The organism is Leptospira mtsangambouensis (genome assembly GCF_004770475.1).
In the GTDB taxonomy this organism is placed as follows: Bacteria; Spirochaetota; Leptospiria; order Leptospirales; family Leptospiraceae; genus Leptospira_A; species Leptospira_A mtsangambouensis.
Genome location: NZ_RQHK01000005.1, coordinates 117,272 through 141,134, shown reverse-complemented (window position 1 = coordinate 141,134; position 23,863 = coordinate 117,272). Strand labels below are relative to the sequence as shown.

At 38.9% G+C, this 23,863-nt stretch carries 30 protein-coding genes; 18 read left to right on the top strand and 12 right to left on the bottom strand.

The features are described 5' to 3' along the window. Positions 1–7: 7 nt before the first annotated feature. Positions 8–214 (top strand): hypothetical protein, encoded by a 207-nt coding sequence (locus tag EHR01_RS08840; RefSeq protein ID WP_004787999.1) that lies wholly within the window; start codon positions 8–10, stop codon positions 212–214. Between the two features lie 3 nt (positions 215–217). Beyond that, positions 218–1,003: a hypothetical protein gene (locus tag EHR01_RS08835; RefSeq protein ID WP_135694378.1), complete on the top strand. Its 786-nt coding sequence runs from the start codon at positions 218–220 to the stop codon at positions 1,001–1,003. Between the two features lie 77 nt (positions 1,004–1,080). Here EHR01_RS08835 and msrB read toward each other — a convergent pair whose 3' ends face one another. After that, entirely contained in the window at positions 1,081–1,626 is a 546-nt protein-coding gene (gene msrB / locus EHR01_RS08830) for a peptide-methionine (R)-S-oxide reductase MsrB (RefSeq protein ID WP_135694377.1), read from the bottom strand. A gap of 72 nt (positions 1,627–1,698) precedes the next feature. Here msrB and EHR01_RS08825 point away from each other — a divergent pair, with 72 nt between their 5' ends. Continuing rightward, positions 1,699–3,360 (top strand): ATP-binding response regulator, encoded by a 1,662-nt coding sequence (locus EHR01_RS08825; protein WP_135694375.1) that lies wholly within the window; start codon positions 1,699–1,701, stop codon positions 3,358–3,360. A 58-nt stretch (positions 3,361–3,418) separates the two neighbouring features. Beyond that, entirely contained in the window at positions 3,419–5,020 is a 1,602-nt protein-coding gene (locus EHR01_RS08820; protein WP_135694373.1) for a DEAD/DEAH box helicase, read from the top strand. On the opposite strand, the gene EHR01_RS08815 is transcribed toward EHR01_RS08820, so the two are convergent. From EHR01_RS08815 to EHR01_RS08805, 3 genes are read right to left on the bottom strand one after another with little or no spacing between them, the layout of a single operon-like run. Then, complete coding sequence (locus tag EHR01_RS08815) at positions 4,999–6,069, bottom strand: SAM-dependent methyltransferase (protein WP_135694371.1); 1,071 nt, start codon at positions 6,067–6,069, stop codon at positions 4,999–5,001. The genes EHR01_RS08820 and EHR01_RS08815 overlap by 22 nt on opposite strands. A 13-nt stretch (positions 6,070–6,082) precedes the next feature. Then, on the bottom strand, positions 6,083–6,904 hold the full coding sequence (locus tag EHR01_RS08810) for a DUF1295 domain-containing protein (RefSeq protein ID WP_135694369.1): 822 nt from the start codon (positions 6,902–6,904) through the stop codon (positions 6,083–6,085). A 39-nt stretch (positions 6,905–6,943) separates the two neighbouring features. Continuing rightward, entirely contained in the window at positions 6,944–7,753 is an 810-nt protein-coding gene (locus tag EHR01_RS08805; protein WP_135694367.1) for an SDR family NAD(P)-dependent oxidoreductase, read from the bottom strand. A 92-nt stretch (positions 7,754–7,845) separates the two neighbouring features. Between EHR01_RS08805 and EHR01_RS08800 the strand changes: the two genes are divergently transcribed. Together EHR01_RS08800 and EHR01_RS08795 are read left to right on the top strand one after the other, a co-directional pair. Next, positions 7,846–8,868, top strand: coding sequence for a zinc-dependent alcohol dehydrogenase family protein (locus EHR01_RS08800; RefSeq protein ID WP_135694365.1), 1,023 nt, complete (start codon positions 7,846–7,848; stop codon positions 8,866–8,868). 299 nt (positions 8,869–9,167) lie between these two features. Beyond that, positions 9,168–10,928, top strand: coding sequence for an alginate export family protein (locus EHR01_RS08795; protein WP_135694364.1), 1,761 nt, complete (start codon positions 9,168–9,170; stop codon positions 10,926–10,928). A 191-nt stretch (positions 10,929–11,119) separates the two neighbouring features. Here the strand turns inward: EHR01_RS08795 and EHR01_RS08790 are convergent, their stop codons facing one another. The 3 genes from EHR01_RS08790 to EHR01_RS08780 all read right to left on the bottom strand — a co-directional run bounded on the left by EHR01_RS08790 (position 11,120) and on the right by EHR01_RS08780 (position 13,591). Next, the gene (locus EHR01_RS08790; RefSeq protein ID WP_135694362.1) at positions 11,120–12,103 is read right to left on the bottom strand and encodes a BtrH N-terminal domain-containing protein; all 984 of its coding nucleotides are present in this window, start codon (positions 12,101–12,103) and stop codon (positions 11,120–11,122) included. Positions 12,104–12,187: 84 nt separating this feature from the next. After that, the gene (locus tag EHR01_RS08785) at positions 12,188–13,000 is read right to left on the bottom strand and encodes a ZIP family metal transporter (RefSeq protein ID WP_135694360.1); all 813 of its coding nucleotides are present in this window, start codon (positions 12,998–13,000) and stop codon (positions 12,188–12,190) included. Then, a complete protein-coding gene (locus EHR01_RS08780; RefSeq protein ID WP_135694359.1) occupies positions 13,001–13,591 on the bottom strand; it encodes a DUF6935 domain-containing protein in 591 nt (196 codons plus the stop codon). Positions 13,592–13,719: 128 nt separating this feature from the next. Here EHR01_RS08780 and EHR01_RS08775 point away from each other — a divergent pair, with 128 nt between their 5' ends. Next, on the top strand, positions 13,720–14,625 hold the full coding sequence (locus EHR01_RS08775) for a hypothetical protein (protein WP_135694357.1): 906 nt from the start codon (positions 13,720–13,722) through the stop codon (positions 14,623–14,625). Positions 14,626–14,678: 53 nt separating this feature from the next. Continuing rightward, complete coding sequence (locus EHR01_RS08770) at positions 14,679–15,068, top strand: LA_2478/LA_2722/LA_4182 family protein (RefSeq protein WP_135694356.1); 390 nt, start codon at positions 14,679–14,681, stop codon at positions 15,066–15,068. A 2-nt stretch (positions 15,069–15,070) separates the two neighbouring features. Here the strand turns inward: EHR01_RS08770 and EHR01_RS08765 are convergent, their stop codons facing one another. Continuing rightward, the gene (locus tag EHR01_RS08765; protein WP_135694354.1) at positions 15,071–16,042 is read right to left on the bottom strand and encodes an amino acid--tRNA ligase-related protein; all 972 of its coding nucleotides are present in this window, start codon (positions 16,040–16,042) and stop codon (positions 15,071–15,073) included. Here EHR01_RS08765 and EHR01_RS08760 point away from each other — a divergent pair. Next, positions 16,014–16,415: a hypothetical protein gene (locus EHR01_RS08760; RefSeq protein WP_244310036.1), complete on the top strand. Its 402-nt coding sequence runs from the start codon at positions 16,014–16,016 to the stop codon at positions 16,413–16,415. The two genes, EHR01_RS08765 and EHR01_RS08760, sit on opposite strands and share 29 nt — an antisense overlap. Here EHR01_RS08760 and EHR01_RS08755 read toward each other — a convergent pair. Continuing rightward, positions 16,384–16,800, bottom strand: coding sequence for a DUF4279 domain-containing protein (locus EHR01_RS08755; protein ID WP_135694352.1), 417 nt, complete (start codon positions 16,798–16,800; stop codon positions 16,384–16,386). The genes EHR01_RS08760 and EHR01_RS08755 overlap by 32 nt on opposite strands. A gap of 58 nt (positions 16,801–16,858) precedes the next feature. Between EHR01_RS08755 and EHR01_RS08750 the strand changes: the two genes are divergently transcribed. From EHR01_RS08750 to EHR01_RS08710, 9 genes are all read left to right on the top strand, one after another. Then, entirely contained in the window at positions 16,859–17,584 is a 726-nt protein-coding gene (locus tag EHR01_RS08750; RefSeq protein ID WP_004788085.1) for a response regulator transcription factor, read from the top strand. Positions 17,585–17,594: 10 nt separating this feature from the next. Next, a complete protein-coding gene (locus tag EHR01_RS08745) occupies positions 17,595–17,879 on the top strand; it encodes a DUF883 family protein (protein ID WP_135694350.1) in 285 nt (94 codons plus the stop codon). Beyond that, complete coding sequence (locus EHR01_RS08740) at positions 17,880–18,215, top strand: LBF_4227 family protein (RefSeq protein ID WP_135694348.1); 336 nt, start codon at positions 17,880–17,882, stop codon at positions 18,213–18,215. 4 nt (positions 18,216–18,219) lie between these two features. After that, positions 18,220–18,465, top strand: a complete 246-nt coding sequence (locus EHR01_RS08735) for a hypothetical protein (protein ID WP_135694346.1) — start codon at positions 18,220–18,222, stop codon at positions 18,463–18,465. Between the two features lie 50 nt (positions 18,466–18,515). After that, positions 18,516–18,845, top strand: coding sequence for a divalent-cation tolerance protein CutA (gene cutA / locus EHR01_RS08730; protein ID WP_135694344.1), 330 nt, complete (start codon positions 18,516–18,518; stop codon positions 18,843–18,845). Positions 18,846–19,156: 311 nt separating this feature from the next. Beyond that, positions 19,157–19,480 (top strand): ArsR/SmtB family transcription factor, encoded by a 324-nt coding sequence (locus tag EHR01_RS08725; protein WP_135694342.1) that lies wholly within the window; start codon positions 19,157–19,159, stop codon positions 19,478–19,480. A gap of 4 nt (positions 19,481–19,484) precedes the next feature. After that, positions 19,485–19,952 carry an SRPBCC family protein gene (locus EHR01_RS08720; RefSeq protein ID WP_135694340.1) on the top strand — a complete coding sequence of 156 codons (468 nt, stop codon included), beginning with the start codon at positions 19,485–19,487 and terminating at the stop codon, positions 19,950–19,952. A 48-nt stretch (positions 19,953–20,000) separates the two neighbouring features. Beyond that, a complete protein-coding gene (locus EHR01_RS08715; protein WP_135694338.1) occupies positions 20,001–20,597 on the top strand; it encodes a YdeI/OmpD-associated family protein in 597 nt (198 codons plus the stop codon). Positions 20,598–20,693: 96 nt separating this feature from the next. After that, entirely contained in the window at positions 20,694–21,065 is a 372-nt protein-coding gene (locus EHR01_RS08710; RefSeq protein ID WP_135694336.1) for a DoxX family protein, read from the top strand. A 113-nt stretch (positions 21,066–21,178) separates the two neighbouring features. On the opposite strand, the gene pnuC is transcribed toward EHR01_RS08710, so the two are convergent. From pnuC to EHR01_RS08695, 3 genes are all read right to left on the bottom strand, one after another. Beyond that, positions 21,179–21,835: a nicotinamide riboside transporter PnuC gene (gene pnuC, locus EHR01_RS08705; protein WP_135694335.1), complete on the bottom strand. Its 657-nt coding sequence runs from the start codon at positions 21,833–21,835 to the stop codon at positions 21,179–21,181. 166 nt (positions 21,836–22,001) lie between these two features. Further along, the gene (locus EHR01_RS08700) at positions 22,002–22,679 is read right to left on the bottom strand and encodes a class I SAM-dependent methyltransferase (protein WP_135694334.1); all 678 of its coding nucleotides are present in this window, start codon (positions 22,677–22,679) and stop codon (positions 22,002–22,004) included. Then, positions 22,679–23,833, bottom strand: a complete 1,155-nt coding sequence (locus tag EHR01_RS08695; protein ID WP_135694332.1) for a hypothetical protein — start codon at positions 23,831–23,833, stop codon at positions 22,679–22,681. Before EHR01_RS08695 ends, EHR01_RS08700 begins: the two co-directional genes overlap by 1 nt. Positions 23,834–23,863 lie beyond the last annotated feature (30 nt).

Sequence of the window (23,863 nt, the reverse complement as noted above, 5' to 3'; positions counted from 1 at the left end):
AAGTTTTATGTGGTTAAAATTAGGTGAATCGGAAGTTATCAATTTGGATTACGTTGCCTCCATCAAAAAAAATCCCAACCAACCTTCCATTGAAATCATTTACCAAGATCTCAATAATGTAAAATCCTTACCTTTTCCTGGCAAAGAGGAACGTGACCGTGCCTTCAAAGCCATTTTAGAAAATCTTTCCCGAATGAAATTATACTTTGAATGAACTATGGAATTTGAAGCACTAAACCCCAACCTCTATGCACAAGTTTTGGATGAATTAGAAATCATCCCGTCAACAAAACCCTACCAAATTCTATTTTATGGATCGAGGGAACGTGGTGATTTCCATCCCGATTCTGATCTCAATTTTTATTTGGTGGCCCATTCCACAGACCAAATGAAGTCACAGTTCATTGATTCCATCTCACGCGCCTTACAGAAATTAGAAGATGTGGCTCCAGTGAATATGATTGCCGGAGATGCGGATTCTCTTCGCCATAGAATTAAAATTTCGGAACCTGGAAGTTTGCAACTGATGGAAGCCTCTTCTGTATTTTATGGAGAAGGTCTATTCGAAGATTTAAAAACCGATTGGGAAAAATGGAAACAAAGAGAGATCCCCAAATCAGATCTCATTGCCTATTTAGAAAAAAGAATTCGATTTTTCAAACAACAAGTCACAAGAAATATCAAAGATGAAATCTCCCAATTAGAAAGAATCACCACTCTCACCTTACACATTTGGGCTTTACAGAATATCCACGACCTAACTCATATTGAACTTTTAAAAATGGACACTCCCGACCAAGTGGCTCCCTTATTCACCAATCTTTATAGAAAGGAAATGGAGGATTCCATTTGGGAACTTTTAGAATTACAAACTAAGGTTCGTAAATTGAAAGTGGATGTGCGTTGGAAACGAGATGTATCCAGAGAAGACATCCATGAAACCAAATACAAACTCATTTCCTTACGCAAAGACGAAGAGTTTATGATGAATCTTTGGGCATAAAAAACTAAGGTGATTTGTTAAGACCAACCAAGCTAATTTGTTTTTGGCAAACCACATCTAAGTGATTCTAACATCCGCTATTTGTTTTTTTCTAATTCCGTAAACTCTGAAAGAAAAGAATCGTATCCTCTTTCTTTCAGTTTGTCTTTGGGAATAAACTCCATAGAGGCCGAATTCATACAATAGCGTTTGTTTGTTGGTGCTGGTCCATCGTCAAATACATGGCCCAAATGAGAATTTGCCTTTTTAGATCGCACTTCCGTTCGGATCATCCCATAAGAATTGTCTTGTATTTCGATAACGTTTTCTTTTACGAGTGGTTTTGTAAAACTAGGCCACCCCGTCCCGGATTCAAATTTATCTTTGGAACTAAAAAGTGGCTCTTTGGAAACAATGTCCACATAGATTCCCTGTCTGTGGTTGTCCCAATATTCATTCTGGAAGGGGGGTTCTGTTTCGTCCTCTTGGGTAACTCGGTATTGTAAATCGGTCAATTTTTTTCGTAGTGCTGGGTCATCAGGTTTTTTGGGAGAGTGAGAGGAAGTTTCCATACAAAAAGAAAAGAACAACAAACCAAATGCCAAAGGGAAAAAAAAGAAACCGCGCAATATGGAGAGATTCATAGAAATTAGACTAAAAATAAAAAACAAAATTTAGCTTTCTTCTATGCAAAAATAATTTCGTCTAAACTTCGTATGTTGATTGCTCCTTTACCAAAGAATGAGGCAGCTCGCCTTTTGGCATTAAAAGGGCTCGAAATCCTCGATACTCCAGAAGAAGAGATGTTTGATGAAATCACAAAACTTGCATCCCTAATTTGTAATGTTCCTATTTCGCTTGTTAGCCTAATCGATGAAACAAGACAGTGGTTCAAATCTCATCATGGATTGAACTCACGGGAAACACCTAGGTCCCTTGCCTTTTGTTCCCATGCTATTTTAGAGAATGATCTTTTTTTAATACCGAATGCAAAGGAAGACCTACGTTTTCAAAACAACCCTCTGGTTGACGAAGATCCAAATGTCATTTTTTATGCAGGGATTCCTTTAGCTTTAGATGACCAAATCAAACTTGGAACTCTTTGTGTCATTGATAACAAACCGAGAGAACTGAATCCAGAACAAATCCAAATGTTAAAGTTACTTGGGAAACAAACAGTTCGTTTGCTACAAATGCGGAAAGACAGGGACAGATTAGAAATTGAAAAACATTCAGCCGAAAGGGCCACTGCAGCAAAACGAGATTTTATCGCAGCCATCAGCCATGACATCCGAAACCCTTTAAACTCTCTCCTTGGTATGTCTGAAATGATTCGAGATACAGAAATCAATCCTACGGTTCTTGGTTATGTGGATCATATCAAAAATGCCGGAGAAGTAATTTTACATTTAGTCAATGATACCATTGAACTGTCAAGATTAGAGGAAAGTGCCAGTTCTTTAAACAATGAGTGGTTCCATTTGGGTCAATGTTTATCGGTTTTTGATTTATTTTTTATCCAAGAAACAAAACGAAAAAAAATTGAATTTAAATTAAATAACAATGTTTCAGAGCAAACTTTTCTTTTATCTGACAAACGAAAATTAGAAAAGATCATTTGGAATTTAACTGCAAATGCGGTTAAATTTACTGCAAAGGGAGGCGTCCAATGTTTTGTTGATTTAGAAAACAAAACAGAATCAAACGCCATTCTGCATATCCATATCAAAGACACAGGACCTGGAATTTCTCCTGAAGTAAAAAACAAACTCTTTCAAAAGTACAACGAATTTCTACCAGAAGGTTGCGAAATCTCTGGATCGGGTCTTGGATTATCGATCGTAAAACTCTCCTTAGAAGAGTTAGGTGGGAGTATAGAAGTAGAATCCGAACTAGGCAAAGGTTCCCGTTTCAAAGTGCAAATTCCTGTTGTTTGGAAAAAAGAAGAAAACCCAAATCTCAACACCGAAAAGAAAAGAAAACTGGAATCCACAGAACCAGAGTTTCATAAAACTCTAAGAGTTTTGATTGCCGATGACAATGAACTGAATCGAAAAGTCCTCAGAAGTTATCTCAAATCCCTTCCAACAGAAATCATCGAAACAAATAACGGAATTGATACACAAAGGGAACTCGACCATTCCCAATTTGACATTGCTTTTTTGGACATTGAGATGCCCGGAAAACATGGAACTGAAATTGCAAAATCCCTCTCCGGGAAATCCAATCGCCCTGTTCTTTTTGCTTGCACTGGACTTTGTATGCCGGAAGAAAAAAACCTGATTTTAGCTTCGGGATTTGACTATTTTATGCCTAAACCCTACCTGAAGGAAGAATTGTACCTCCATCTGGGAGAAATAGCAGGAAAGAGACCTTGACCTTTTAGATATTTTTCCCTTTCTTTTTTAGACCATTTTTTTATTGTATCCTATTTCCATGACTAAGAATGACACCGAAGTTGGAAATGACTTCCAATCCTTCGGATTACGTCCTGAAATACTACAAGGAATCACTGAAGCAGGCTTCGAATCACCAAGCCCTATCCAAAAACAAGCGATTCCGCTCGTATTGGAAGGAAAAGATTTAATCGCACAAGCGCAGACCGGTACCGGGAAAACTGCAGCTTACGGACTCCCCTGTTTGAACCGAATCAATGTGAATGATGGCATGCAAGTGCTTGTCCTCACACCCACTCGTGAACTCGCGTTACAAGTATCTGATGAATTGTATAAACTGGGAAAACATTTAGGAATCAAAACCACTACCATTTACGGTGGAAGTTCCTATTCTAAACAAATCACACAAGTGGCCAAAGGTGCCCAAGTTGCTGTTGCAACACCAGGAAGACTTCTCGACCTTCTCAAAGGAAAAGAACTTAAAAACTTCAAACCTTCTATGGTGATTTTGGATGAAGCAGATGAAATGCTCGACATGGGTTTTATGGACGATATTGAATCCATCTTTAATCTACTGCCAACCCAAAGACAAACTTTACTTTTCTCCGCAACTATGCCGGAGCCGATTAAAAAGTTGGCAAGTAAATACCAAACGCACCCTGCTCATGTAAAGATTGCTCCTACTGAAAAATCTTCTAAGAACATCGAACAAGTGTACTACGTGATTGATGAAGCAGAACGAGAAATTGCTGTTGTCCGAATTTTGGATTATGAAAATCCATATAAGGCAATCATCTTCACAAAAACAAAAAAAGAAGCAGATGATTTAAAAGCAACTCTTGGTTTCAAAGGGTATCCTGTGGAAGCACTCCACGGAGATCTAAACCAAAAACAAAGAGAACAAGTTTTAAAAAGCCTCCACGATGGCCGAGTTAAGATCCTTGTGGCAACAGATGTGGCTGCACGTGGTCTTGATGTAAAAGATTTATCTCTTGTGATCAACTACCACCTCCCTTTCGATAGCGAAAGTTATACGCACCGAATTGGTCGTACAGGTCGCGCTGGGAAATCAGGAAAGGCTGTGACTCTTGTGACAACAAGAGAATCTCGTGCCCTTCTCCGACTCAAAGGAACTTCTGGAACCAATCTTACCATTGCTGCTCTTCCTACCAAAAAGGAAGTACTCGCAAGAAGAGAAGAAGATTTCTTAAACAAAGTAGTCGAATCAGATGTCCATGCCGATGCAGAAGAAGTTTTAGAAAAACTTTTAAAGTTAGACGACAAACGTTCTGTGGCTTTGAAACTACTTTCCAATATGTTGGATAAAACCAAAATCAGTGGCCCGGAAAAAATCGGGAAAACACCTGGAGAATGGAGTGAAACTCCTCCTGGCGGTGGATCTGGTGGAAGACGACGTCGCGATGATGCAGGCGGATCTGGTGGCGGTCGCGGTGGTTACCGTGGCGGAAGGTCCAATAGTGACAGAAGCGAAAGAGGAGAGAGGAGTGAACGCGGAGAGCGAAAAGAACGTAGTGAACGAAGTGGGGATTCCCGCCGTTCTAGCTCACCCTCTTCTAAAAAAGAAGGTGGCGTTTACGTTAAGGCAGCTGGGAAAAAAACTCAGCGTTTTCGAAACAAGTAGTGGCTGACAAACCACTCTTCCCCGTTTCGATAACCCCATAACTCTGCACAGGCGAGAAAGAAAACTTTCCAATACACAAACCATTTGGTTTTTTCTTTTTCGCCGTAAGTACTCGCAAGGATAGGCAATAGTTTATCCTTGTTATCTATCATATTGTCATACCAAGCTTCACTCGTTCTCGCATAATGAGTTCCATTTACCACCCAATGGTTTTCGATTAGAAAATCTTTTTGGAAGTATAAAAACAAATCATCCGAAGGCATCTGCCCACCAGTAAAGAAGTACTTTGCCATCCAATCGGTTTCATCGATCACTTCGAATGGATAGGCAAACTCTTTATGAGTGAAGATATGTACAAAAAACTTTCCATCGGCCACAAGAAACTTAGATAGTTTTTCAAATAGTTTCTCATAGTTTTTCATATGTTCTAACATCTCTACAGAAACAATCCGATCAAACTTGTCTTTGGTGGTAAAATCATTCATGTCTTTTGTGATGATGGTAAGATTTTTTAAACCCCGCTCTTTGGCTCGTTTGTCGATAAACTCTTTTTGTGTACGAGAATTGGAAACACCTGTGACCTTAGATTTTGGAAATTTTTCTGCAATGTAGAGGGAGATACTCCCCCAACCACAACCTAAGTCGAGAACTCGCATTCCGTTTTTAATCTCTGCCCGCTCCACAGTGATTCGCAACATTTCTTCTTCTGATTCAGCAAAACTTGTATCGAGAGTTGGCCAATATCCAGAAGAGTATTTCATCCTTGGACCCATCACATAGGTAAAAAAATCACTAGGGACTTCATAGTGTTGTTCGTTAGCTGCATCTGTATGTACAGCAATGGGAGATTTTTTTAACTCGTTTACATAATTCATTTTATGTTGGAGTTGGGATGTGGCATTTTCTTTTCGCTCTTGTTTGATTCGCAGGTTCAAAAGTTGTCGGATGCGAAACCGAATGAGCCAATCAGGGAAAATATCCTTTTCCAATAGTGAGTTGATATTAAAAGAAGAACCCTCTTCTTTCTTTGAAGAATCAGTAAAATTCATGTTTTATCCTTTATTATTTTTGTTTTGGAAACCAAGGGAAAAATGCATTTGTGGTGCGCATGTATTCGCGAAAAACTTCACCTTTAGAAAGAAGCGAATATTTTTCTGCAAATGGGACACCGGAAACAAATCGTAACAATACAAACATAAAAATTGGAGTAAAGAGTGATATTAGGGCTTCTGGCGCAGAAAGAATCGGAATGATCCCAATCCCCATCCAAATCACCCATTCAAAAAAATAATTGGGATGTCTTGTGTATTTCCAAAGGCCAAGGTTACAAACCTTACCTTTGTTCTTTGGATCGGCCACAAACTGATGAAGATCACGATCAGCAATTCCTTCCCCAATCACTCCTACAAAAAATAAAACCCAACCAATGAATACCATTAAATATCCGTTAGGTCCCATCATCCCAGAGTTTGGAAATAGGTTCCACTTGGCGGCAAAGTAAAAAGGGAACGAAAGTAGCAGTGCCAAAAACCCTTGTAACATAAATACATTGGTAAACATCTTTTGGTGGACTTTGTCACCGTATTCCTTTCGGAATCCGGCGTATCGTTTGTCTTCTGGATGGTTTGTACGAATGCGAGTGAAGTAAAGAAAACCTGATAAACGAAGAGCCCAAATCCAAACGGGGACAAGCACTGCCCATTTTGCAAACACAGTTCCCGTCCCAAAAAAGACAAGGACACTGGCAATCCCTGCGATGACAAGTCCCCAACCCACATCAATGACTGCGTAGTTGTCTCTCGACTTTCCCCAAAACCACATGAGACTCATAAAGAAAAATGCAAATATAACAGCTGCTAAATACGAAAATAATAAATTTTCCAAAGGATAGATCCTCTCCCTATACCTTGGTTTAGACAGAGTTCAATGTGGTTTGAAGTCCTCATAAAGTTTTTTATAAAGAATTTTTTCTAAAAATTTCGGAGAGAAAAATCGCATCCATTCCAAAAATTTACCGGACAGATTGAATGTCACAAGTCTTGCTTCTTTGTCTTTGGCCACAGACATCAAAACATGAGCCACCTCTTTTGCGCTTTTTCGTTTTCCTTTGGCAGGAGCTTCTGATAAAACTCCTCCACTCGCATCAAGACCGGAAGTTCTTAAAGCTGTGTCCGTATAAGGTACACAAACAAGAGACACACCAAGTCCCGACTCTAGATTTTCGATCCGAAGGGATTCAAGTGCTGCATGGAGAGCCGACTTGGAGGCCGAATAAGCGGCACGACCCGGCACTCCATAAAGTGCGGAGACAGTGGATGTGGTGACAATATTTCCTTTGGCAGCTAAAAGAAGGGAAAGAAGGCCTCGAATGAATTGGATGGGGCCAAAAAAATTTGTAGCAAACGTTTTTCGATACACGTCCATCGAAAGGGAATCAAAACGACCGTGAGCCGTAATCCCTGCGTTGTTGAATAATACATCAACTTTCGATACTTTCTTTTGGATCCACTCGGTGGCATCCAATACAGAAGTGGGATCTGCAAGATCGCAAGCCACTCGGTGAATGATGGCACCTTCGTGTTTGTTTTTGGGTTCGGTGATTTCGGTAGCTCGCCTTGCCACAAGGACCAATTCACAGGGAACTTTAGCCAATTCTTCATACAATGCTTTCCCAATTCCACTTGTCGCTCCAGTGATCACTACCACCCTATCGTTCCAAAAATCTTTTTTCATAACGCCTCTTTCCTCTGATTCCCACTCGACAAAGGATAAGGACACAGGAGGATCTGACGAGTGAATTTTGATTCTAAATCGAACGAGGGAATATGTTAAACAAAGTATGGGAAATCCAAGGATCATTCGGATTAGAAAACCTAAAACAAACAACAAGAGATCTTTCTGAATCACTGGCTCCCAAAGAAGTACTTGTTCGCCTAACAGCGACTTCACTCAACTATCGTGATTATTTAATGGTGATTGGAACTTACAACCCCAGACAAAAACTCCCCCTCGTCCCCTGTTCTGATGGAGCCGGTGTTGTGGAAGCTGTGGGATCAGAGGTCAGTCTTTGGAAAAAAGGAGACCGAGTCCTTCCCATCTTTGCACAGAAGTGGATGGATGGGGCACCGAATATGGACAACCTTCGTTCGACCCTCGGCGGTCCACATGACGGCTGTTTAGCGAACTATGGGAAATTCCAAGAAGAGGGACTTGTTGCTACCCCAAGTCATTTAACAGACAAAGAAGCTGCTACCTTAGGTTGTGCTGGTCTCACAGCATACAATGCCGTTGTTAATTTTGGTGGGATTGAACCTGGATCCGATGTCCTTTGTTTGGGAACAGGCGGTGTTTCTTTATTTGCTCTACAATTTGCAAAAATGATGGGAGCAAGAGTCATCATCACCTCATCTAGTGATGAAAAATTGGCCCGTGCCAAAACTCTTGGTGCTGACGCAACCATCAACTATGCAACCAAATCCAATTGGGAAAGAGATGTCCGAAAAGCAACAAAAATGGCGGGAGCTGACCTCATCATTGAAGTGGGAGGAGCTGGGACCATGCAAAAATCCATGATGAGTGTCAAACCGTACGGAACCATTGCTCTTATCGGTGTCCTTGCTGGTGGAGAATCGAGCCTCTCTCTCTACCCCATTTTAATGCAAGGGGTCAAAGTCCAAGGTGTGATTGTGGGGAGTCGGGCTGATTTTGAAAAAATGAACCGAGCCATCGAACAAAATAAAATGAAACCAGTTGTGGACAAAGTGTTCGGTTGGGAGGAAGTCCCACAAGCATTGGAGTATTTACAAACAGGGAAACATTTTGGAAAAGTTGTGGTGAGTTGGGAATAAAGGAAGAGGGAAAGTTTAAAACAAGGGGACCTTCTTTTACAAAATAGAAAACTTTGTGCCATTACGAATTTTCGTACATGCCTTACGCAATTTTTCAAAATAACAATCAAATCCCTTATTCTATAAGCTGATTGTTCTAGAAAGGCAAATCTTGTATCTTTCCTGTGCTCCAGGAAAAGATACAATTTGTCCAATATTCTAGGCACTCTTCACATTTTTTACTACTTTTGATTCAAAACGTACGATTCTTGCATTCCCGCTTCTCATAGGAGAAGACCGTAAATCTGGTCTTTAAGAAAATGCAGAAGCGAAGATTACCAATTGCCCTATTCTCTTTTTATCTATTCATTAGTTTCAAACTCTTTGGCCAAACCGTGGTGGCTCCAGTCCCAGAAGCTCCCACAAGTCAAAACCAATTGCAAAAAGCAAACTTGGAAGTTTCTCCCAAAGAAGAAACAAAACCGACTCCTCCACCATCTTGGTCCGATGGATTCACGGCTGGTGCCCTTGTCCGTGTTCGTCCAGAAATGAAGTATAACTTTGATTTCAATCGTAACACCAATGACAATGTAGACTTCACTGGTCAGAAAATCCAATTTTGGGTTCAAAAGGAATTCACAAAAGATGTAATTGCAAAAATCACATTTCAAGATGCAAGGTTATGGGGTGCAGAAAAAGGTTCCCTCACAGGGTTATCAACTGCCAACGACGGGACCAGGCAAAGCACTGATGTGCGCGAAGCCTATATAGAAGTTAAAAATAATTTGGGCCTCCCTCTCCATATCCAAGCAGGTCGTCAAATTTTGCGATATGGTGACGAACGTTTGGTGGGATCACTCGATTGGACAAACGTTGGTAGGAGTTTTGATGGTCTCCGAATCAAATGGGAGGACAAGTATATATCTTCCCATATATTTGTTACCTCGGTCAGCGAACGTCATTCCGATATAACAGGGAACACAACTTCCTTTGGCGTCAAAAACCAATACAATACTTATATGGATTGTCCCTACAATGGTACAAAACCTTGTACGGCAAAACTAGATGCCCAAAGACAGGAGTTAGGTGATTCTTATTTCACCGGTTTTTATAATACACTCAAACCCTCTGACTATCTACACATTGATTTGTATTATTTAGGATTACAAAAAGAATATTTACGAACCAACCAGTCTCTCATCCTCACCACAGGCGAAACGGGGACACCTGAATCACGAGCTGGTAGATGGGACGTCCTCCATACCTATGGAATCAGGCTTACCAACAAAACCCAAACTGGTAAAAAATCCCTACAAGCTTTTGATTATTCCTTTGAATATGCAGTGCAAACAGGAACCACGGGGAAATCCATCAGACCTAGATGGGACTACAATATAACAGAAGTTACATTATTTGATCCACTGACAAACACAAACTACAACCGAAGTATCTACTCAGAAAAGGAAAGATACAAAACCTATGCTTTTGGTGCCGACTTTGGTTATACGGTTGGCAAAATGAGAGTTGGTGTTGCCTATGATGTGGGAAGCGGTGATCCCAACAGAACAGATGGATCCATCGCCAGTTTCCAAAACCTATTTCACACCAATCACTTGTTTTATGGAATGGCTGACCAAGTGAGTTGGGTCAATATGAAATCAAAGTCGGTAAACGCTAGTTATAACCTAGGAACTTATGGATCTTTCCGTATCGATTATTTTGCCATAGAAAAACACAAACTCCAAGACAGTTGGTATGACATCGCTGGTGTAGCCAAATCAGGTGCCAGTACAGAATCCATAACAAACAATCAATACGATACAAGCCAAGTCCTTACTGAAAATGGAACTGGGAACAATCGCCCCGTTTCTATGCTTGGGAAAAGTTTGTTTCGTGAACTCGATTTTAAATACAATGTCCCATATCAAAACTTAATTTTAGAATGTGGGTATAGTATGATTTATGCGGGGGATGCCATCCAAAACAAAGTGAATGACCGCACGATTCAATCCCAAGCTTATACAAACCAATTTGCAAAAACGGCACAGTTTGCTTATCTTATGGTTACTGCCCAGTTTTAAAAAAAGGTTCCAAAAAGAAGAGTCAATTTTTCGGGCTCCAAAGATAGATTGTTTTTCTCTTTTTTTGGCGCCTCGCCATTGTTATCCGGAAGGATAATTTTTTGTTAGATGCGACCGCGCTTTACGCTCCAATCTTTCGCAATTGCGAAAGGATTTCCGCTGCAATCGCTGGCGAAAGAGTTTGTTCGATCCTATTTTAATTTCGATAATTCCTTCATTGTATTATATTCTAAATCAGCAACCGAATGGAGAAGAACCTTGATTTCACTGAGCAAACGCTCCTCCCCTTTTTTTCCTAAAGAATCAAACAAAAAGGCAATTTTTGTCCAGTGGTCTGCGATCTCTTTGAATTGAAGAAAAGAATTTTTAAAAATAGGATCTTTTGTTAACTCATACGCTTCTAAAAGAAAGTCCCGATACAAATTGCGAAAAATAGCACCGCCCGTTCCTGCTTTTTCCATCATCAAAGCAGTGGTTTCAAAATCTCTTTGGATGTCTTTGGAAGTAAGAAACCATTTCTCCAAATAGGATGCTAGTTTTCTAATCCCTTTGTAGGATACGTTCGTAATAGGAGGACTTAAGTATTCACGAGCATTATTTTTTGCCGCAAGGACCACAACCTTCTCCAAGTTAGCCTGTTTTTTCCCCAGACCAATGGTATAAAAAAGATTTTTGGATGCCATTGGTCCTTTTTCGCTTCTTGCCAATTCTAAACTTTTTAAAGAAGTTTGTACCTTGGTCCCTTGTTGTTTTGTATCCACCAAATAAGCGTTTATCTCATCATACCCATAAAGAGCAGCATAATGACCTGCAAAATGAAAGGGTTTCGAAAAATATTCCAAATGAAAACAATCCAATTTTAAACCAACAGGTATTCCCGAATCTACAAGATCCCGAACCGATGACCAGGCCTTTTGTTTCGATGTTGTTTCCCTAATCTCTAATTTTAGATTTAGATTTTTAGTTATATTTTCTGTAAGCCCGTCCGGTTTGATTCGCCCACCAATAAAGGGAAAATCCATCGACTTCATACTCCAAAAGATAAAACTAAGACCTTCTCCAATCCCAAATAACAGTGGCTCCGAAAGTTCGATCCCAATATGTTTTAGAAGTGTTCCTGTAGTTGTTGTTTCACAATGAACTCCCGTGAAGTGAGAAAGTTTATTTAAAATCATAGAAATTTCGTTCCCATGTAGGGATCCAATCGTATAAGTTGCTACTTGTCAGAAAGGTATTTGGATTCATGTTACTTCAGAAGTTTAACCAAGCCCAACATCGAGAGCCATCATAAGAACAAATCCAAACATAGCACCAAGAGTTGACATTTCCGTTTCTTTTCCGGTATGAGATTCTGGGATGAGTTCCTCTACCACTACAAAAATCATCGCCCCCGCAGCAAACGATAAAGCAAACGGCAAAATACTTTCTACATAAAAAACAAGGGCTGCCCCAAGTAAGCCACCAATTGGTTCTACAAATCCAGAAAGTTGCCCATACCAAAAACTTTTACGGGCCGAAAAACCTTCACGTAACAATGGGATGGAAACAGCAGCACCCTCTGGAATATTTTGAATCCCAATTCCAAAAGCAACCACTACTGCTGCCATCAATGCCTCATATGTGAATCCATCACCTAGCGCACCAAAGGCGACTCCAACGGCCAAACCTTCAGGGATATTATGAAGTGTGATTGCTAAAATTAGAAGTAAACTCCTTTGAAAAGAGGACTTCCCACCTTCCAGACGATTTTCTTCCAATCCAACATGAAGGTGAGGAAGAAGTTTATGTAATAAATATAAAGACAAACCACCTGATAGAAAACCAAAACTTACATGGAGCCATGCAGGGTTTCCGGCACGTTCTGAAAGTTCAATTGATGGTAATAGAAGAGACCAAAAACTCGCCGCAATCATAATGCCTGAAGCAAAACCGAGCATAGCATTAAAAACGGGTCTTGGGACTGTGCGGAAGAAAAAAACAAATCCAGCACCAAAGGCTGTACAAAACCAGGTAAACCCAGTGGCAAGTAATGCCAAAACCACTGGATGAAATGATAATAGAGAATCTAACATCTATTTGGCTGGCATCATTCCGACAAATAAAGAACTCATTTCTTTTGCACGCCAAAGCCCATCGGAATCTTTTTCCATAGTCACTGGCCGAAAACTAGAAGCACCGCGAGTGGCCACAAAAAGTTTAATTTTGCCTGAGGATTCCTCACCAGAATAAGGGTTTGTATATGTATCTACAGTGAATGGCAAACTTGCTGTGTATCCATTGGATGGTTCTGCTCCTTTCCAATAACCATTGGATAACATTTTGTATTTATCCAATTGACCAAGAAGATATTTATCACCATTCCCTAATTCCATTCCATCCACTGCTGTTGGTTTCGTAGACTTTTGTCTATTTTTAGAAAGAACGGAAAGAGTCACAGCTTTCGTTCCAAGTTCTTGGTTTTTCCCATAAAGAGAAATCGCAAGGACAAGGAGGGCCGCTCCCCCTTCGGGTGTGGTGGCAACCGATGTTTGAAGGGATTTGAATTCTTCTAACGATGTCGGTTCAGATGGGAAAACAACTGGGTTCCTGGAAGTTAAGTTTTGGGCAAAGACCTGACCTGTTAGAAAGAAAAGGAGAAATACCAAAATAGGAAGTTTTTTCATAATCGTAGAATGTAGGGAATTTACCGATATTAATCAATTTATTTTCGATTGGCTTTTTAAAAAAAAGAAGACAGGGATTAATTACCAATAAATATGCGTTAGCAGATTATAAACTAACAAAGGGTTAAATGAGAAATTTAAAATTTAAAACCATTCCAATCATCTGGTTATTATTAACTTTCAGCTCTACATTCAATTGTGGAACAGAAAAAAAAGAAGACCAATCAACTGCACTAATCCCTTTATTAGCTTTAGGTTCTTCCGGTGGTAGTGGCGGGAAAGCGGCAGGAGAAAGATGCATTGTAGATACAGAATGTGCGGCAAACTTATTTTGTGCCAACGCATATAATATTAATACTCCTTATATTTACAATCTTTGTACTGCAGTACCAGCAGTTTCAGGAACCATTTCAGGTAACGGGACTGGATTATCGGCTACACTCACATCCTCTTCACCTGTTGCTGATTTTTCTGTGACCATCAACACCCCAGGAAAATACACTTTTTCTGTAACTTCAACCGATATTTCATCTTCTGTTGTCAAACCTGAAATAAGTGTCTACCCTCAGTCAGGTAGAACGGCACTTCTACAAGCAACTAGAAATTTTAGCAATAACCATCAAATTAACGCATACAATTTTTCAACTCCAGGTACTTACAGGGTAAGAATATCAACTTACTATTATTCTGGATCATTTGGCGGCGGAATTCGCCTTTTCGCAGCAAACAATGCTGTAGCTTCAGGCGGTGGAAGCTGCACATATACTTATAGTGGCAAAAATCGCTGTGATGATTATGCAGTGAACAGCTTACTTCTTAATACTTATTGCACAACTTATTTGGGAACTGGAGTCACCAGTGCTAATTCATGCGCAGTTCAAAATGCAGCAAAAACTTTAATTGGTAGATGTACAAAAGGAGTCATTCGTGGTTCAACTTACGGGAACGGCATGGTCACCAGAAATTACTACGATACCAGCTTACTTTCAGAAGTAACTTTTGATTGTGATGTTGATAATGGTGTCCAACTTTAAAAATTAGTTAAAAAAAACTTTACGAAAGCCTTTTGTTAAAGGAAGGTTTTCGTATGAAAAAAATTTCCATTTTTTTACTAATACTTACCCCTCTCCTACTCACCGCACAAACATTAAAAGATGCGAAAGAATTCCAAGCACTCTCTAAAAAAATGTGTGCAAAAACTTCTGAGTGTATGAAAGAAAAGTTAAAAGATCTTCCTGCCGACCAAAGAAAGATGGTCGAATCTCAATTTGTGAATGGGAACGTCTGCGAATCTAGATACAAAAACTACGTGGTAGAAGGCCAAAAACCGGCAAACAACCAACCCACAAAAAAACTCACTAAACAAGATTTGGAAGATATGAAAAAATGTGCCAAAGACATGGCTGCGTTTTCTTGTGCTGATTTAGAAGATGGAAAAGTCCCAGAATCTTGTGAAAAATTTCAAGAAGAAGATTAAACTTAAACTTCTATCCAATACGGGCTAATATCACCTAGCCCGTGTTTACCGGAAAGTCGCAATATCAATCGATCCATTCCAATAGAAATCCCGGCGCAATCAGGGAATCCATTCTCCAAAGATCTAAGAAAATCCTCATCCATCGGGAATACTTCCTTCCCTAATTTAGAACGTAACTCTTGTTCTTCGGCAAATCTTTTCCTTTGTTCTTTTACATCACTGAGTTCATAAAAAGCGTTTGCAAGCTCTAGGCCGTCCCAATATATTTCAAATCGTTTTGCCACCCCATCCACAACTTTAGCAAGTGCTGCACATTCTGGGGGATAATCATATAAAAATACAATTCCCTCCCCTAACTTCGGTTCAACTAAATTGAGAAATACCAAAAAAAAGAGATCTTCATACGGCCATTGGATGATTTCCGAAATAGGTGAAGAAGAGAGTTTTTTTGCCTCTATCGTTTGTAATAAATCTTCTTTTAAAAAACCATGACCAACATTTTGGAGAAAAACCTCTTCCACAGATAAATGGCGAATCCATTCGGGACTAGATGATTTTTTTTGGTCTTCTTCTTTTCCAAAAACAAAAATCAATTCTCTTAAAAACGTTTCGATAAATTGTCTCAAAGAAGAATCATCCATACCTTTGGCATAAAGTTCTAACATCAAAAATTCTTTGGAATGAAACCCGCTACCCATCTCGCCAGAACGGTAAGTATGTGCCAATTCAAAGATACGAGTCATCCCTTTGGCCATCATTTGTTTCAAACAGTATTCAGGAGAAGTGATGAGATATCCTTTTTCTCGTCCACTGGGAGAACGTACTTCAAATGGATCGAGATATGGTTCCATCCCCACAACAGGTTTTAAAGTAGGAGTATCCACTTCCAAAAAACCATCTCTCCATAAAATCTCACGAACCTTTCGTAATACTTGGGATCGAAAAATGAGTGTATCTTTTGAGAGTGAAACCATACCATTACCTCCAATGGCAAAAAAAACGAAATACCTCACTGTACGTGAAGTTCAGAATGCGTATGAAATTGTCATTTTGTCTAAGAACGTACATCCCGAATTGGAAGAAGAATTGGATTCGGTCATGCACATGTTGTTCTTCCAAACTAGATCACATATCCAGATGGACCTTTCGAACCTGCCCTACCTTCCCCTAACACTCCTTACTAAACTCTTAAATATTGCCCGTGACCTTCGTTTGAAAAAACGAGTCCTTGTCCTACTTGGGTTACCTTTGTCCGGTTATATTTACTTAAAACGATTTGGCCTAATCCGACTTGTTTTTCCGAGTGAGGCCATTTTTAGGGAGTCCCATCGAGTTCCCAGGGGATAATTTCTAAATTCACGCCCATTTCACCTAACAAAAGCATAGTCCTTTTGTCGAGCACCACACCTTTTGTGAATTCAGATGCAAACTCAACCGAAACGTAAATGGTCGACTCGTAACTTTCAGTGAATTCTTTTAGGTTCTTACGAACAGGTGCTAAGGTTTTAAGCAAATTCCAAATATGATCGAGGACAGGAAATTCAGGCCCTAACTTAGAATTGAGCTGCCAATGACTTGGAATTGTCATATTTTCTATGTCTTTTACATCGGCTCCGTGGTAATAGTCCGGTTGGATGCCCAATTTCTCAGTGACTTCCAATGGGCGTAACTTTGGCCCAGAGAGGGCGAACATTGCCCACGATTTTGCTTCTCTTTGCGTTCCTGATTCCATTTTTTACTTTTTTTTTCTACTACAAGAACCAAATTGAGAAAGAACTCAAGGGAAAAACATGAAAAATATTTTGGTAATTGAGGACGATCCGGACATCGGGAACCTAATCCGGAAATCTCTCGATTCTGCTCACTACACAACCTCCGTTTTTGAAAATGGCGAAGACGGTTTGAAATTTTACAAATCCAATCATCCTGATTTAGTGATTCTGGATCTCTCTCTACCGGATATTGATGGTATGGAAATTTGCCGTAGCATCCGAAAATCCGATGAAAGCACTCCAATTTTTATCCTTTCCGCAAGGACAGAAGAAATTGATCGCATCATGGGACTTGAGTTAGGTGCTGATGACTACATCACAAAACCTTTTTCGGTTCGTGAACTTAAAACCCGAGTGGATGTTTTCTTTCGTAGATGGGATAAAAAAATAGGGATCAAACCAAATGTGGGCCAAGCAGGAGAAATCATTCGTGGTGCACTTAAAATTGATTCCATCCGTCGTCGTGTCACTCTGAACGAAAACATCATCAATATTTCTAGAAAGGAATTTGACATCTTACAACTATTAGCTGGATCACCGGGAAAAGTTTTTTCTCGCGAAATGATTTTAGAATCAGTTTGGGGAGTGGAATGGGATGGATTCGAAAGGATGATCGACAGTCATATCAAACGCATTCGTTCTAAACTAGAAAAAAACTCTGCACAACCAGAATGGATCGAAACCATTTGGGGAATTGGATACCGTTTCACTGACAACTTTGAGAACATAGTCGTTCCTGAATGAACTATAGAATATGGAAGAAGTGAAAAGAGATAAATCCCTCATCGACGAAATTAAGTTGTATGAGAAAAAAGCCAAAGAAATTGAACAAAGAGCCAAGGAGAAGTATATGGAACAAGTAAGCGACATCAAACAAAAGTTAGGTAAAGCAAGTGAAGAGGCTTCTATCAAAGCAAAAGAAGTCATCGACAACGTAGGGTCTTATGTAAAGGAACATCCACAAAAAGCTGCCGTCATTGGTTTTGGTGTGGGTCTTGGACTTGGACTTGCTCTTGGCCTAATTTTTAAGAAGAAATAATTGGACGAGAAACATACAAAACATCGTAAAAAAGGCGGAATCAAATCCGCCTTCGAAGATTTAGTCGCTAAGGTTTTTGCCTATGGCGAAGTGATGGTGATCTACATCCAGAAGAATCTCCAAATTTATATTAAAAATTTGGTGCTTTCTTCTGTTTGGGTTTTCACTTCTATCTTTCTTATTTTTTTGGGACTCTCGTACGTTTCGTACGGACTTTTTTTAAGCATCCAAAAGTTTCTAGCAGCTGGGGATCCCATCCTTGCCAGTTTTGGAACAGGGTTTGGATTTTTAATTTTTGCAATTTTCTTTTTATCACTTGTTCTAAAGAAAAAATAATCCCATGCGATTCAATCCACTAAAAGACCATGAACGTTATTTAGACAAAGATCCCAAGGACATGTCACTGACCGAACTTCGGATGTTACTCAAAATCAAACGGATGGACTTACAATTGGGTTGGAATGAATTTGAAGGCAAAATCAAATTCTGGCAACGAGTGGTCCGCTCTATTCGTGAATCAGGAATGGTCGACCAAATGAAAGAAGGAATCCAATCTTACTTACAAAATAAAACTCCCAAAGAATAAGGGTTTCACCACTCAAAGCCGATCTTTGTAAAAACAAAGAAGGACTCCTCATGGCTTCAGATGAAATCTTAGTATTTACCACAATGGGCGATCGCGATATGGCCGAAGAACATATCTCCGAAATGTTAGAACAAGGAATCATCATTTCCGGAACCATCTTCCCAGAAGTGGAACTTGTTTATTTATGGGAAGGAAAAATCACGGTCGATACCGAAAACAAAATCCTTCTCAAAGCAAAAGCTGACAAGTACAATGCGATCGAAGAATACATTATGAAACGTCATCCTTACATTGCTCCAGAAATCATTCGTATGGACGTAAGTTTTGGAAGCCCCGCCTATAAAGCATTTGTCGAAGAAAAAATCAAAAAAAATAGTTAGAACCTAAATTCAAACTTAATTCACAATCAACCAATCCTTCTGAAGGGACAAGTGCCTACTTTTTCTTTTTGTGAGTGGGCGCCTCGAATCCTTTTGGTAAGACCAACCTTCCTTTTGAAGAAACGACCGGGCGTACTGCGGGGTCCGCATTCGCTCCCGTCCTCTCGTCGGCCTCCCGCCTCCTCTGACCAAGCCCTTCGTTGCCCTGGCGCGGGATTCCCCCTTAATTCAAATCCAAAACTACCTCTCTCCCGATCAAAAAAAGTGTTGCCAAATGACTACATATCATTGATTAGTCAAATGGCTACACAATGGATTTACGAAGAGATGTTTTTCAGGCAATTGCAGATCCCACAAGGCGGGGCATCCTCCTCCTTGTGGCCACCCAGTCCATGACGGCAGGAGCCATTGCCTCCCAATTTGATACCAAAAGACCTACCGTTTCCAAACACTTACAAATTTTAACTGAATGTGAATTGTTAAAAAAAGAACCTAACGGTCGTGAGATGTATTATCACTTAAACCCAAACAAAATGAAAGAAATAGCAAACTTCATTGAACCTTTCCAAAAACTATGGGATGACCGTTTTAACAAATTGGAATCGGTAATGAAAAACTATAAAACGAAAGGATAAGAATATGGAACTCAAAACAAAAATATATGCAGAAGATGGAAAACAAGAGTTAAAAATTGAACGAAACTTCGATTTACCTGCCTCCTTAGTTTATAAAGCTCACACAGTACCAGAACTCATAGAAGAATGGATGGGAAACAAGGTCCTTCAGTTTGAAGCAAAAAACCATGGTAGTTGGATCTTTGAAACCAAAAATCCCGAAGGGATCGTTTTGTTCCGAGCCAATGGAGTTTTCCTTAATATGATCGAAAATGAAAGTTTTGTTCGAACCTTTGAAATGGAAAACACAGGTTTCCCCGTCCAACTTGAGTTTTTTGAGTTTCAAAATATTTCGGAGAACCAATCAAAACTCAAAATGCACATCCTCTACAAATCGGTAGAACAAAGGGACCAAATTTTAAAGATGCCATTTGCAATGGGAATCAACATGGCACACAATCAGTTGGAACAAGTACTTAGTGAAAAAGTTTGATCCGTAACTTCCGCGAAAAAGAAATGAAGTGAATTAGGACTATCAGACATGAAACAAACAAATCCAAAAAAAAATCAAATCGATTTATATTTCCAAAAAATCAAAAACTGGAAACAGGAATTTCAAATCTTAAGATCAATTGCATTAGAAATTGAATTACAAGAAGAAATCAAATGGGGGCAACCTTGTTATACTTTAAATGGACAAAACATATTCCTAATACACGGATTCAAAGAATATTTTGCGATTTTATTCTTCAAAGGTGCCTTACTCAAAGATCCGAAAAAAATACTGATCCAACAAACTAAAAATGTCCAATCAGCAAGACAAATCCGATTCCAAAGTGTTTCTGAAATCACAAAGCTAAAAACCATCATCAAATCTTATATCAAAGAAGCCATACAACTGGAACAATCTGGGAAAAAAGTAGTTATGAAAAAAACTTCGGAGTTTGAGGTTCCAGAAGAATTTTTAAAACAATTAGAAGAAGACCCAAAGTTACAGACTGCTTTTGAATCTTTAACTCCTGGAAGGCAAAGAGCCTACCTACTCCATTTTTCAGGTGCAAAAAAATCTGAAACCAGAAAAGAGAGAATCGAAAAACAAATACCAAATATTCTAAAAGGAAAAGGTTTAAACGATTAAAGTTAAACTTAAATTGCAAAATACTTTTTCCTTATCACATGGCTTACAAAGGAAAACAAGCAAACAAGGATTATATATTAATTTAGGAGAAATCAAATGTCAGAAAAAACAAAAAAAATAGCTTATTGGTTCTTTACCCTATGGTTGTCACTCGGGATGGTATCCACTGCGATTGTACAACTAATCAAACTTCCCGAAGAAGTAGAAAAAATCAACCAGTTAGGTTACCCTACTTATTTTCTTACGCTTCTTGGGGTTTGGAAATTGCTAGGTGTTGTGGCAGTCTTATCACCAAAATTTGTTTTGTTGAAAGAATGGGCTTATGCGGGATTTTTCTTTGCGATGTCTGGAGCTGCCATTTCCCATATCGCCTGTGGTCACCCATTCGGAGAAATATTTCCTTCCCTTCTACTTTTAACACTAACATTTGTTTCTTGGTATTTGCGACCTGCCAATCGCCGAACATAAAGTCGATTTATTTTGAAACACTTTTCCGTATCTTTTTTGGTCCTCTCCTGTTAAAAATCTGGATTGGACCAAAAAACAAAGTTTTTTCTATTTTTGTATTTTTATGCCCACTACTAAATAAAATTTTGATTTTGTTTATACTCCTTATACCAATGGTGGCATCCATAAAAAGCAATGAGCAAAAACACAATGTATTCCAGAGTCACAAAAGGAATTTCCTTTAAAGAATAAATGGTAATACAAACCACATCTACAAACACCCATAAAAACCAAGACTCCAACTTTCTTTGAGCAAGTAAAAAGTTAGCAACAATACTTCCCACAGTGGTAAATGCATCCCAATACAAAAACTCAGGTGGTTTTACAAAAATCCTGGGTAACCATAATGGCAATCGGCTTGTGATTTGCCCCAAAACATAAGTCCCCAAAAGAATCACAACAATAAGAACTAAGTTTTTTGATCTGCCTAAAGATTGGATTTTTACATAAACACCAGTTCTTTTACGCCAAACCATCCAACCATAAACACTTGATCCAAAAAAATAGATTTGTAACAACATATCGGAATAGAGTTGGATTTGGAAAAATAAAAAGAAAAAACAAATAGAAGTTAAAATCCCAAAAGGCCAAGTAAGGGTATGATTTTTAGATGCTAAGTAAACACAAAGAAGGCCGGTGGTTGTGCCTAGAAGTTCGATCAGACTCATCGGGTTACCGAATAAAGAGAAAATCTGAAGTTCTTTTGAAAAGAATAAGGACAAATCAAACATATTAAGACACTAAAAGAAGGTTCTTACTCTTTTATCCCACAAATTCCGATTGATAAACAAATTGTATCTTCTTTTGGAACCTTTCCTTAACCAAAACCAGATCATTCATACATTCATTTACAAAGGTACAACAAAAACAAACTTTGATAAGCTAAACTTGTTTTGTCTAAATCCTAAAGAAATCTTCCTTAAAACCCTTTTCCCCTAGCCACTTACTTTGTAACAGATTATACCCTACAATTTCAAAATCACGAGAAATCCATTTCCTATATTTTTTTTTCGAACGAGAAAAAGCATAAGGATCAGTGAAATTCATTTCTTCTTTCATTACCGCATAATCTTCATTCGTTGGAACTGTAAAATATAGATAATTACAATACTTAGCCATTTTTTCCAAAACATCTGGAATCATAGAATCGGGAAGGTATTGGATCACAGAATTACAAATTCCAAGTTCCACCGGTTCCTTTTCTAACTTAGGAAGTTTAAAAGTTTCTAAGGATTCATGGTAAAGATGGAATTTATCAGAACGTTTGACCCAGTCCTTTTTCTTTAGATCTTCATAGGCATCTTTGGAAGCATCCACTGCATACACTTTCACCGGAGAAAATGTTTTTACCATCTCTCGGAGTAAAATGGCTTTTCCGAAACCGAAGTCGGCCATTTTGTAAACCGGAATCTCCATTAACAGAAAGAGTGCTTTTAAGTATTCTGCATGTTGTTTGGCGTTGTAAGATCCATCTACGTCTAACCCATTCCCGTAAATGTCAGACCAATAGGTACCATCAAACTCTTTCCCATTTTTACCAAAGCCGAAGTTTTGTTTTTTTAAAAAACTCTTCATTAAAACTGAACTCCTAAACTTTGGAGCTCTCGGATCATTTCTTTGATGTATTTTGGTTCCCTTGTAAGTTGGTCCACTTCCTTTTCAAAAGCCTTAGTTACCATAATGTTATCTTTTTTCACTCTGTTTAAATAAACCTCAAGAGTTTCTTTTGTGATTTTTTTCTCAGGAAAATCTGCCATCAGAGGATGAGAAAAAAATCTTTGTCTGATAGAATCTTCTAATTCTCGAATTTTGGATTTGATGATTCCAACAAATCGTTTGATGGATGAATCATGAAACGAAATATCTGTTTGTTGGTTAGGCAAAAGTTCATCCACTTGCAGTTTGATTTCTAAAATCTCCGCAATGTTCATATTGTCTCTTGCACCAGAGAGTTTAGTCATTAGTTTTGATTTACGTTCCCGTAGAATTGGATCTTGTTCTTTGTCAGGGTGAATGAGTTTTGCTAAGTTTTTAAACAAGGTGTTAATGTCTGTGCTAAGCAATCGTTCAGCTTCTAATTGCTTTTTTTCTTTTTCACTCTGTGCTTTTGATTTTTTACGTTCCCCGGAATGAGAACGGGAACCTCTAAAGTATTCAGCGCGATATTCTTCATATTTTTCTCGAAATTCTCTATACTTTTCTTCGTGTGATTCTCTTTCCTCTTCGGAATCAAACTCAGTCCGGTTCAAATCGTCCAAATCAATTTCTACACCAAACTTTTGTTTGATTTTTGATTCCATTTGACTTTTATGTCTAAGTCTTTCCATTCGTTCAAATTTAGTTTCTAACTGGTCCCTGTAATTCCCGTAAAAAGAAGAATCTTCCATCATGGAATCGTTACAAATATCTAAAAGATAACGCCGCAGGAATTCTCTTTGCATCTTTCCAAAAGAAAGCCTTTCCTCAAGAAGGATGGCACACATGAGATCGAAACGTTCTTTTTCTAATTTTTTTTGTTTTTCCAATTGGGGTAAAACATCTTTCAGATAGGTTTCGTTGACTAGTTGAAACAATGGTTCGATTTCTTTGGAACGCTCCAATGTTTCTTTATGTTTTTTTAAAGCATCATTAAACTCTTTTTGCGCTTTGGTTTGGTTAGAAGAAGAACCCGTCCAAATCAAAGTTTCTTCTGGATTGGCTGTAGTGGATTTAGACTTTTGTTTTGGCATTCCAAGGTGGGAAATCGCCAGATGAGTTCC

Coding starts and splice junctions, on each gene's coding strand:
- EHR01_RS08840 (WP_004787999.1), top strand. CDS start 8: ATGTGGTTAAAATTAGGTGAATCGGAAGTTATCAATTTGGATTACGTT.
- EHR01_RS08835 (WP_135694378.1), top strand. CDS start 218: ATGGAATTTGAAGCACTAAACCCCAACCTCTATGCACAAGTTTTGGAT.
- msrB (WP_135694377.1), bottom strand. CDS start 1,626: ATGAATCTCTCCATATTGCGCGGTTTCTTTTTTTTCCCTTTGGCATTT.
- EHR01_RS08825 (WP_135694375.1), top strand. CDS start 1,699: ATGTTGATTGCTCCTTTACCAAAGAATGAGGCAGCTCGCCTTTTGGCA.
- EHR01_RS08820 (WP_135694373.1), top strand. CDS start 3,419: ATGACTAAGAATGACACCGAAGTTGGAAATGACTTCCAATCCTTCGGA.
- EHR01_RS08815 (WP_135694371.1), bottom strand. CDS start 6,069: ATGAATTTTACTGATTCTTCAAAGAAAGAAGAGGGTTCTTCTTTTAAT.
- EHR01_RS08805 (WP_135694367.1), bottom strand. CDS start 7,753: ATGAAAAAAGATTTTTGGAACGATAGGGTGGTAGTGATCACTGGAGCG.
- EHR01_RS08800 (WP_135694365.1), top strand. CDS start 7,846: ATGTTAAACAAAGTATGGGAAATCCAAGGATCATTCGGATTAGAAAAC.
- EHR01_RS08795 (WP_135694364.1), top strand. CDS start 9,168: ATGCAGAAGCGAAGATTACCAATTGCCCTATTCTCTTTTTATCTATTC.
- EHR01_RS08790 (WP_135694362.1), bottom strand. CDS start 12,103: ATGATTTTAAATAAACTTTCTCACTTCACGGGAGTTCATTGTGAAACA.
- EHR01_RS08785 (WP_135694360.1), bottom strand. CDS start 13,000: ATGTTAGATTCTCTATTATCATTTCATCCAGTGGTTTTGGCATTACTT.
- EHR01_RS08780 (WP_135694359.1), bottom strand. CDS start 13,591: ATGAAAAAACTTCCTATTTTGGTATTTCTCCTTTTCTTTCTAACAGGT.
- EHR01_RS08775 (WP_135694357.1), top strand. CDS start 13,720: ATGAGAAATTTAAAATTTAAAACCATTCCAATCATCTGGTTATTATTA.
- EHR01_RS08770 (WP_135694356.1), top strand. CDS start 14,679: ATGAAAAAAATTTCCATTTTTTTACTAATACTTACCCCTCTCCTACTC.
- EHR01_RS08760 (WP_244310036.1), top strand. CDS start 16,014: ATGAGTGTATCTTTTGAGAGTGAAACCATACCATTACCTCCAATGGCA.
- EHR01_RS08765 (WP_135694354.1), bottom strand. CDS start 16,042: ATGGTTTCACTCTCAAAAGATACACTCATTTTTCGATCCCAAGTATTA.
- EHR01_RS08755 (WP_135694352.1), bottom strand. CDS start 16,800: ATGGAATCAGGAACGCAAAGAGAAGCAAAATCGTGGGCAATGTTCGCC.
- EHR01_RS08750 (WP_004788085.1), top strand. CDS start 16,859: ATGAAAAATATTTTGGTAATTGAGGACGATCCGGACATCGGGAACCTA.
- EHR01_RS08745 (WP_135694350.1), top strand. CDS start 17,595: ATGGAAGAAGTGAAAAGAGATAAATCCCTCATCGACGAAATTAAGTTG.
- EHR01_RS08735 (WP_135694346.1), top strand. CDS start 18,220: ATGCGATTCAATCCACTAAAAGACCATGAACGTTATTTAGACAAAGAT.
- cutA (WP_135694344.1), top strand. CDS start 18,516: ATGGCTTCAGATGAAATCTTAGTATTTACCACAATGGGCGATCGCGAT.
- EHR01_RS08725 (WP_135694342.1), top strand. CDS start 19,157: ATGGATTTACGAAGAGATGTTTTTCAGGCAATTGCAGATCCCACAAGG.
- EHR01_RS08720 (WP_135694340.1), top strand. CDS start 19,485: ATGGAACTCAAAACAAAAATATATGCAGAAGATGGAAAACAAGAGTTA.
- EHR01_RS08715 (WP_135694338.1), top strand. CDS start 20,001: ATGAAACAAACAAATCCAAAAAAAAATCAAATCGATTTATATTTCCAA.
- EHR01_RS08710 (WP_135694336.1), top strand. CDS start 20,694: ATGTCAGAAAAAACAAAAAAAATAGCTTATTGGTTCTTTACCCTATGG.
- pnuC (WP_135694335.1), bottom strand. CDS start 21,835: ATGTTTGATTTGTCCTTATTCTTTTCAAAAGAACTTCAGATTTTCTCT.
- EHR01_RS08700 (WP_135694334.1), bottom strand. CDS start 22,679: ATGAAGAGTTTTTTAAAAAAACAAAACTTCGGCTTTGGTAAAAATGGG.
- EHR01_RS08695 (WP_135694332.1), bottom strand. CDS start 23,833: ATGCCAAAACAAAAGTCTAAATCCACTACAGCCAATCCAGAAGAAACT.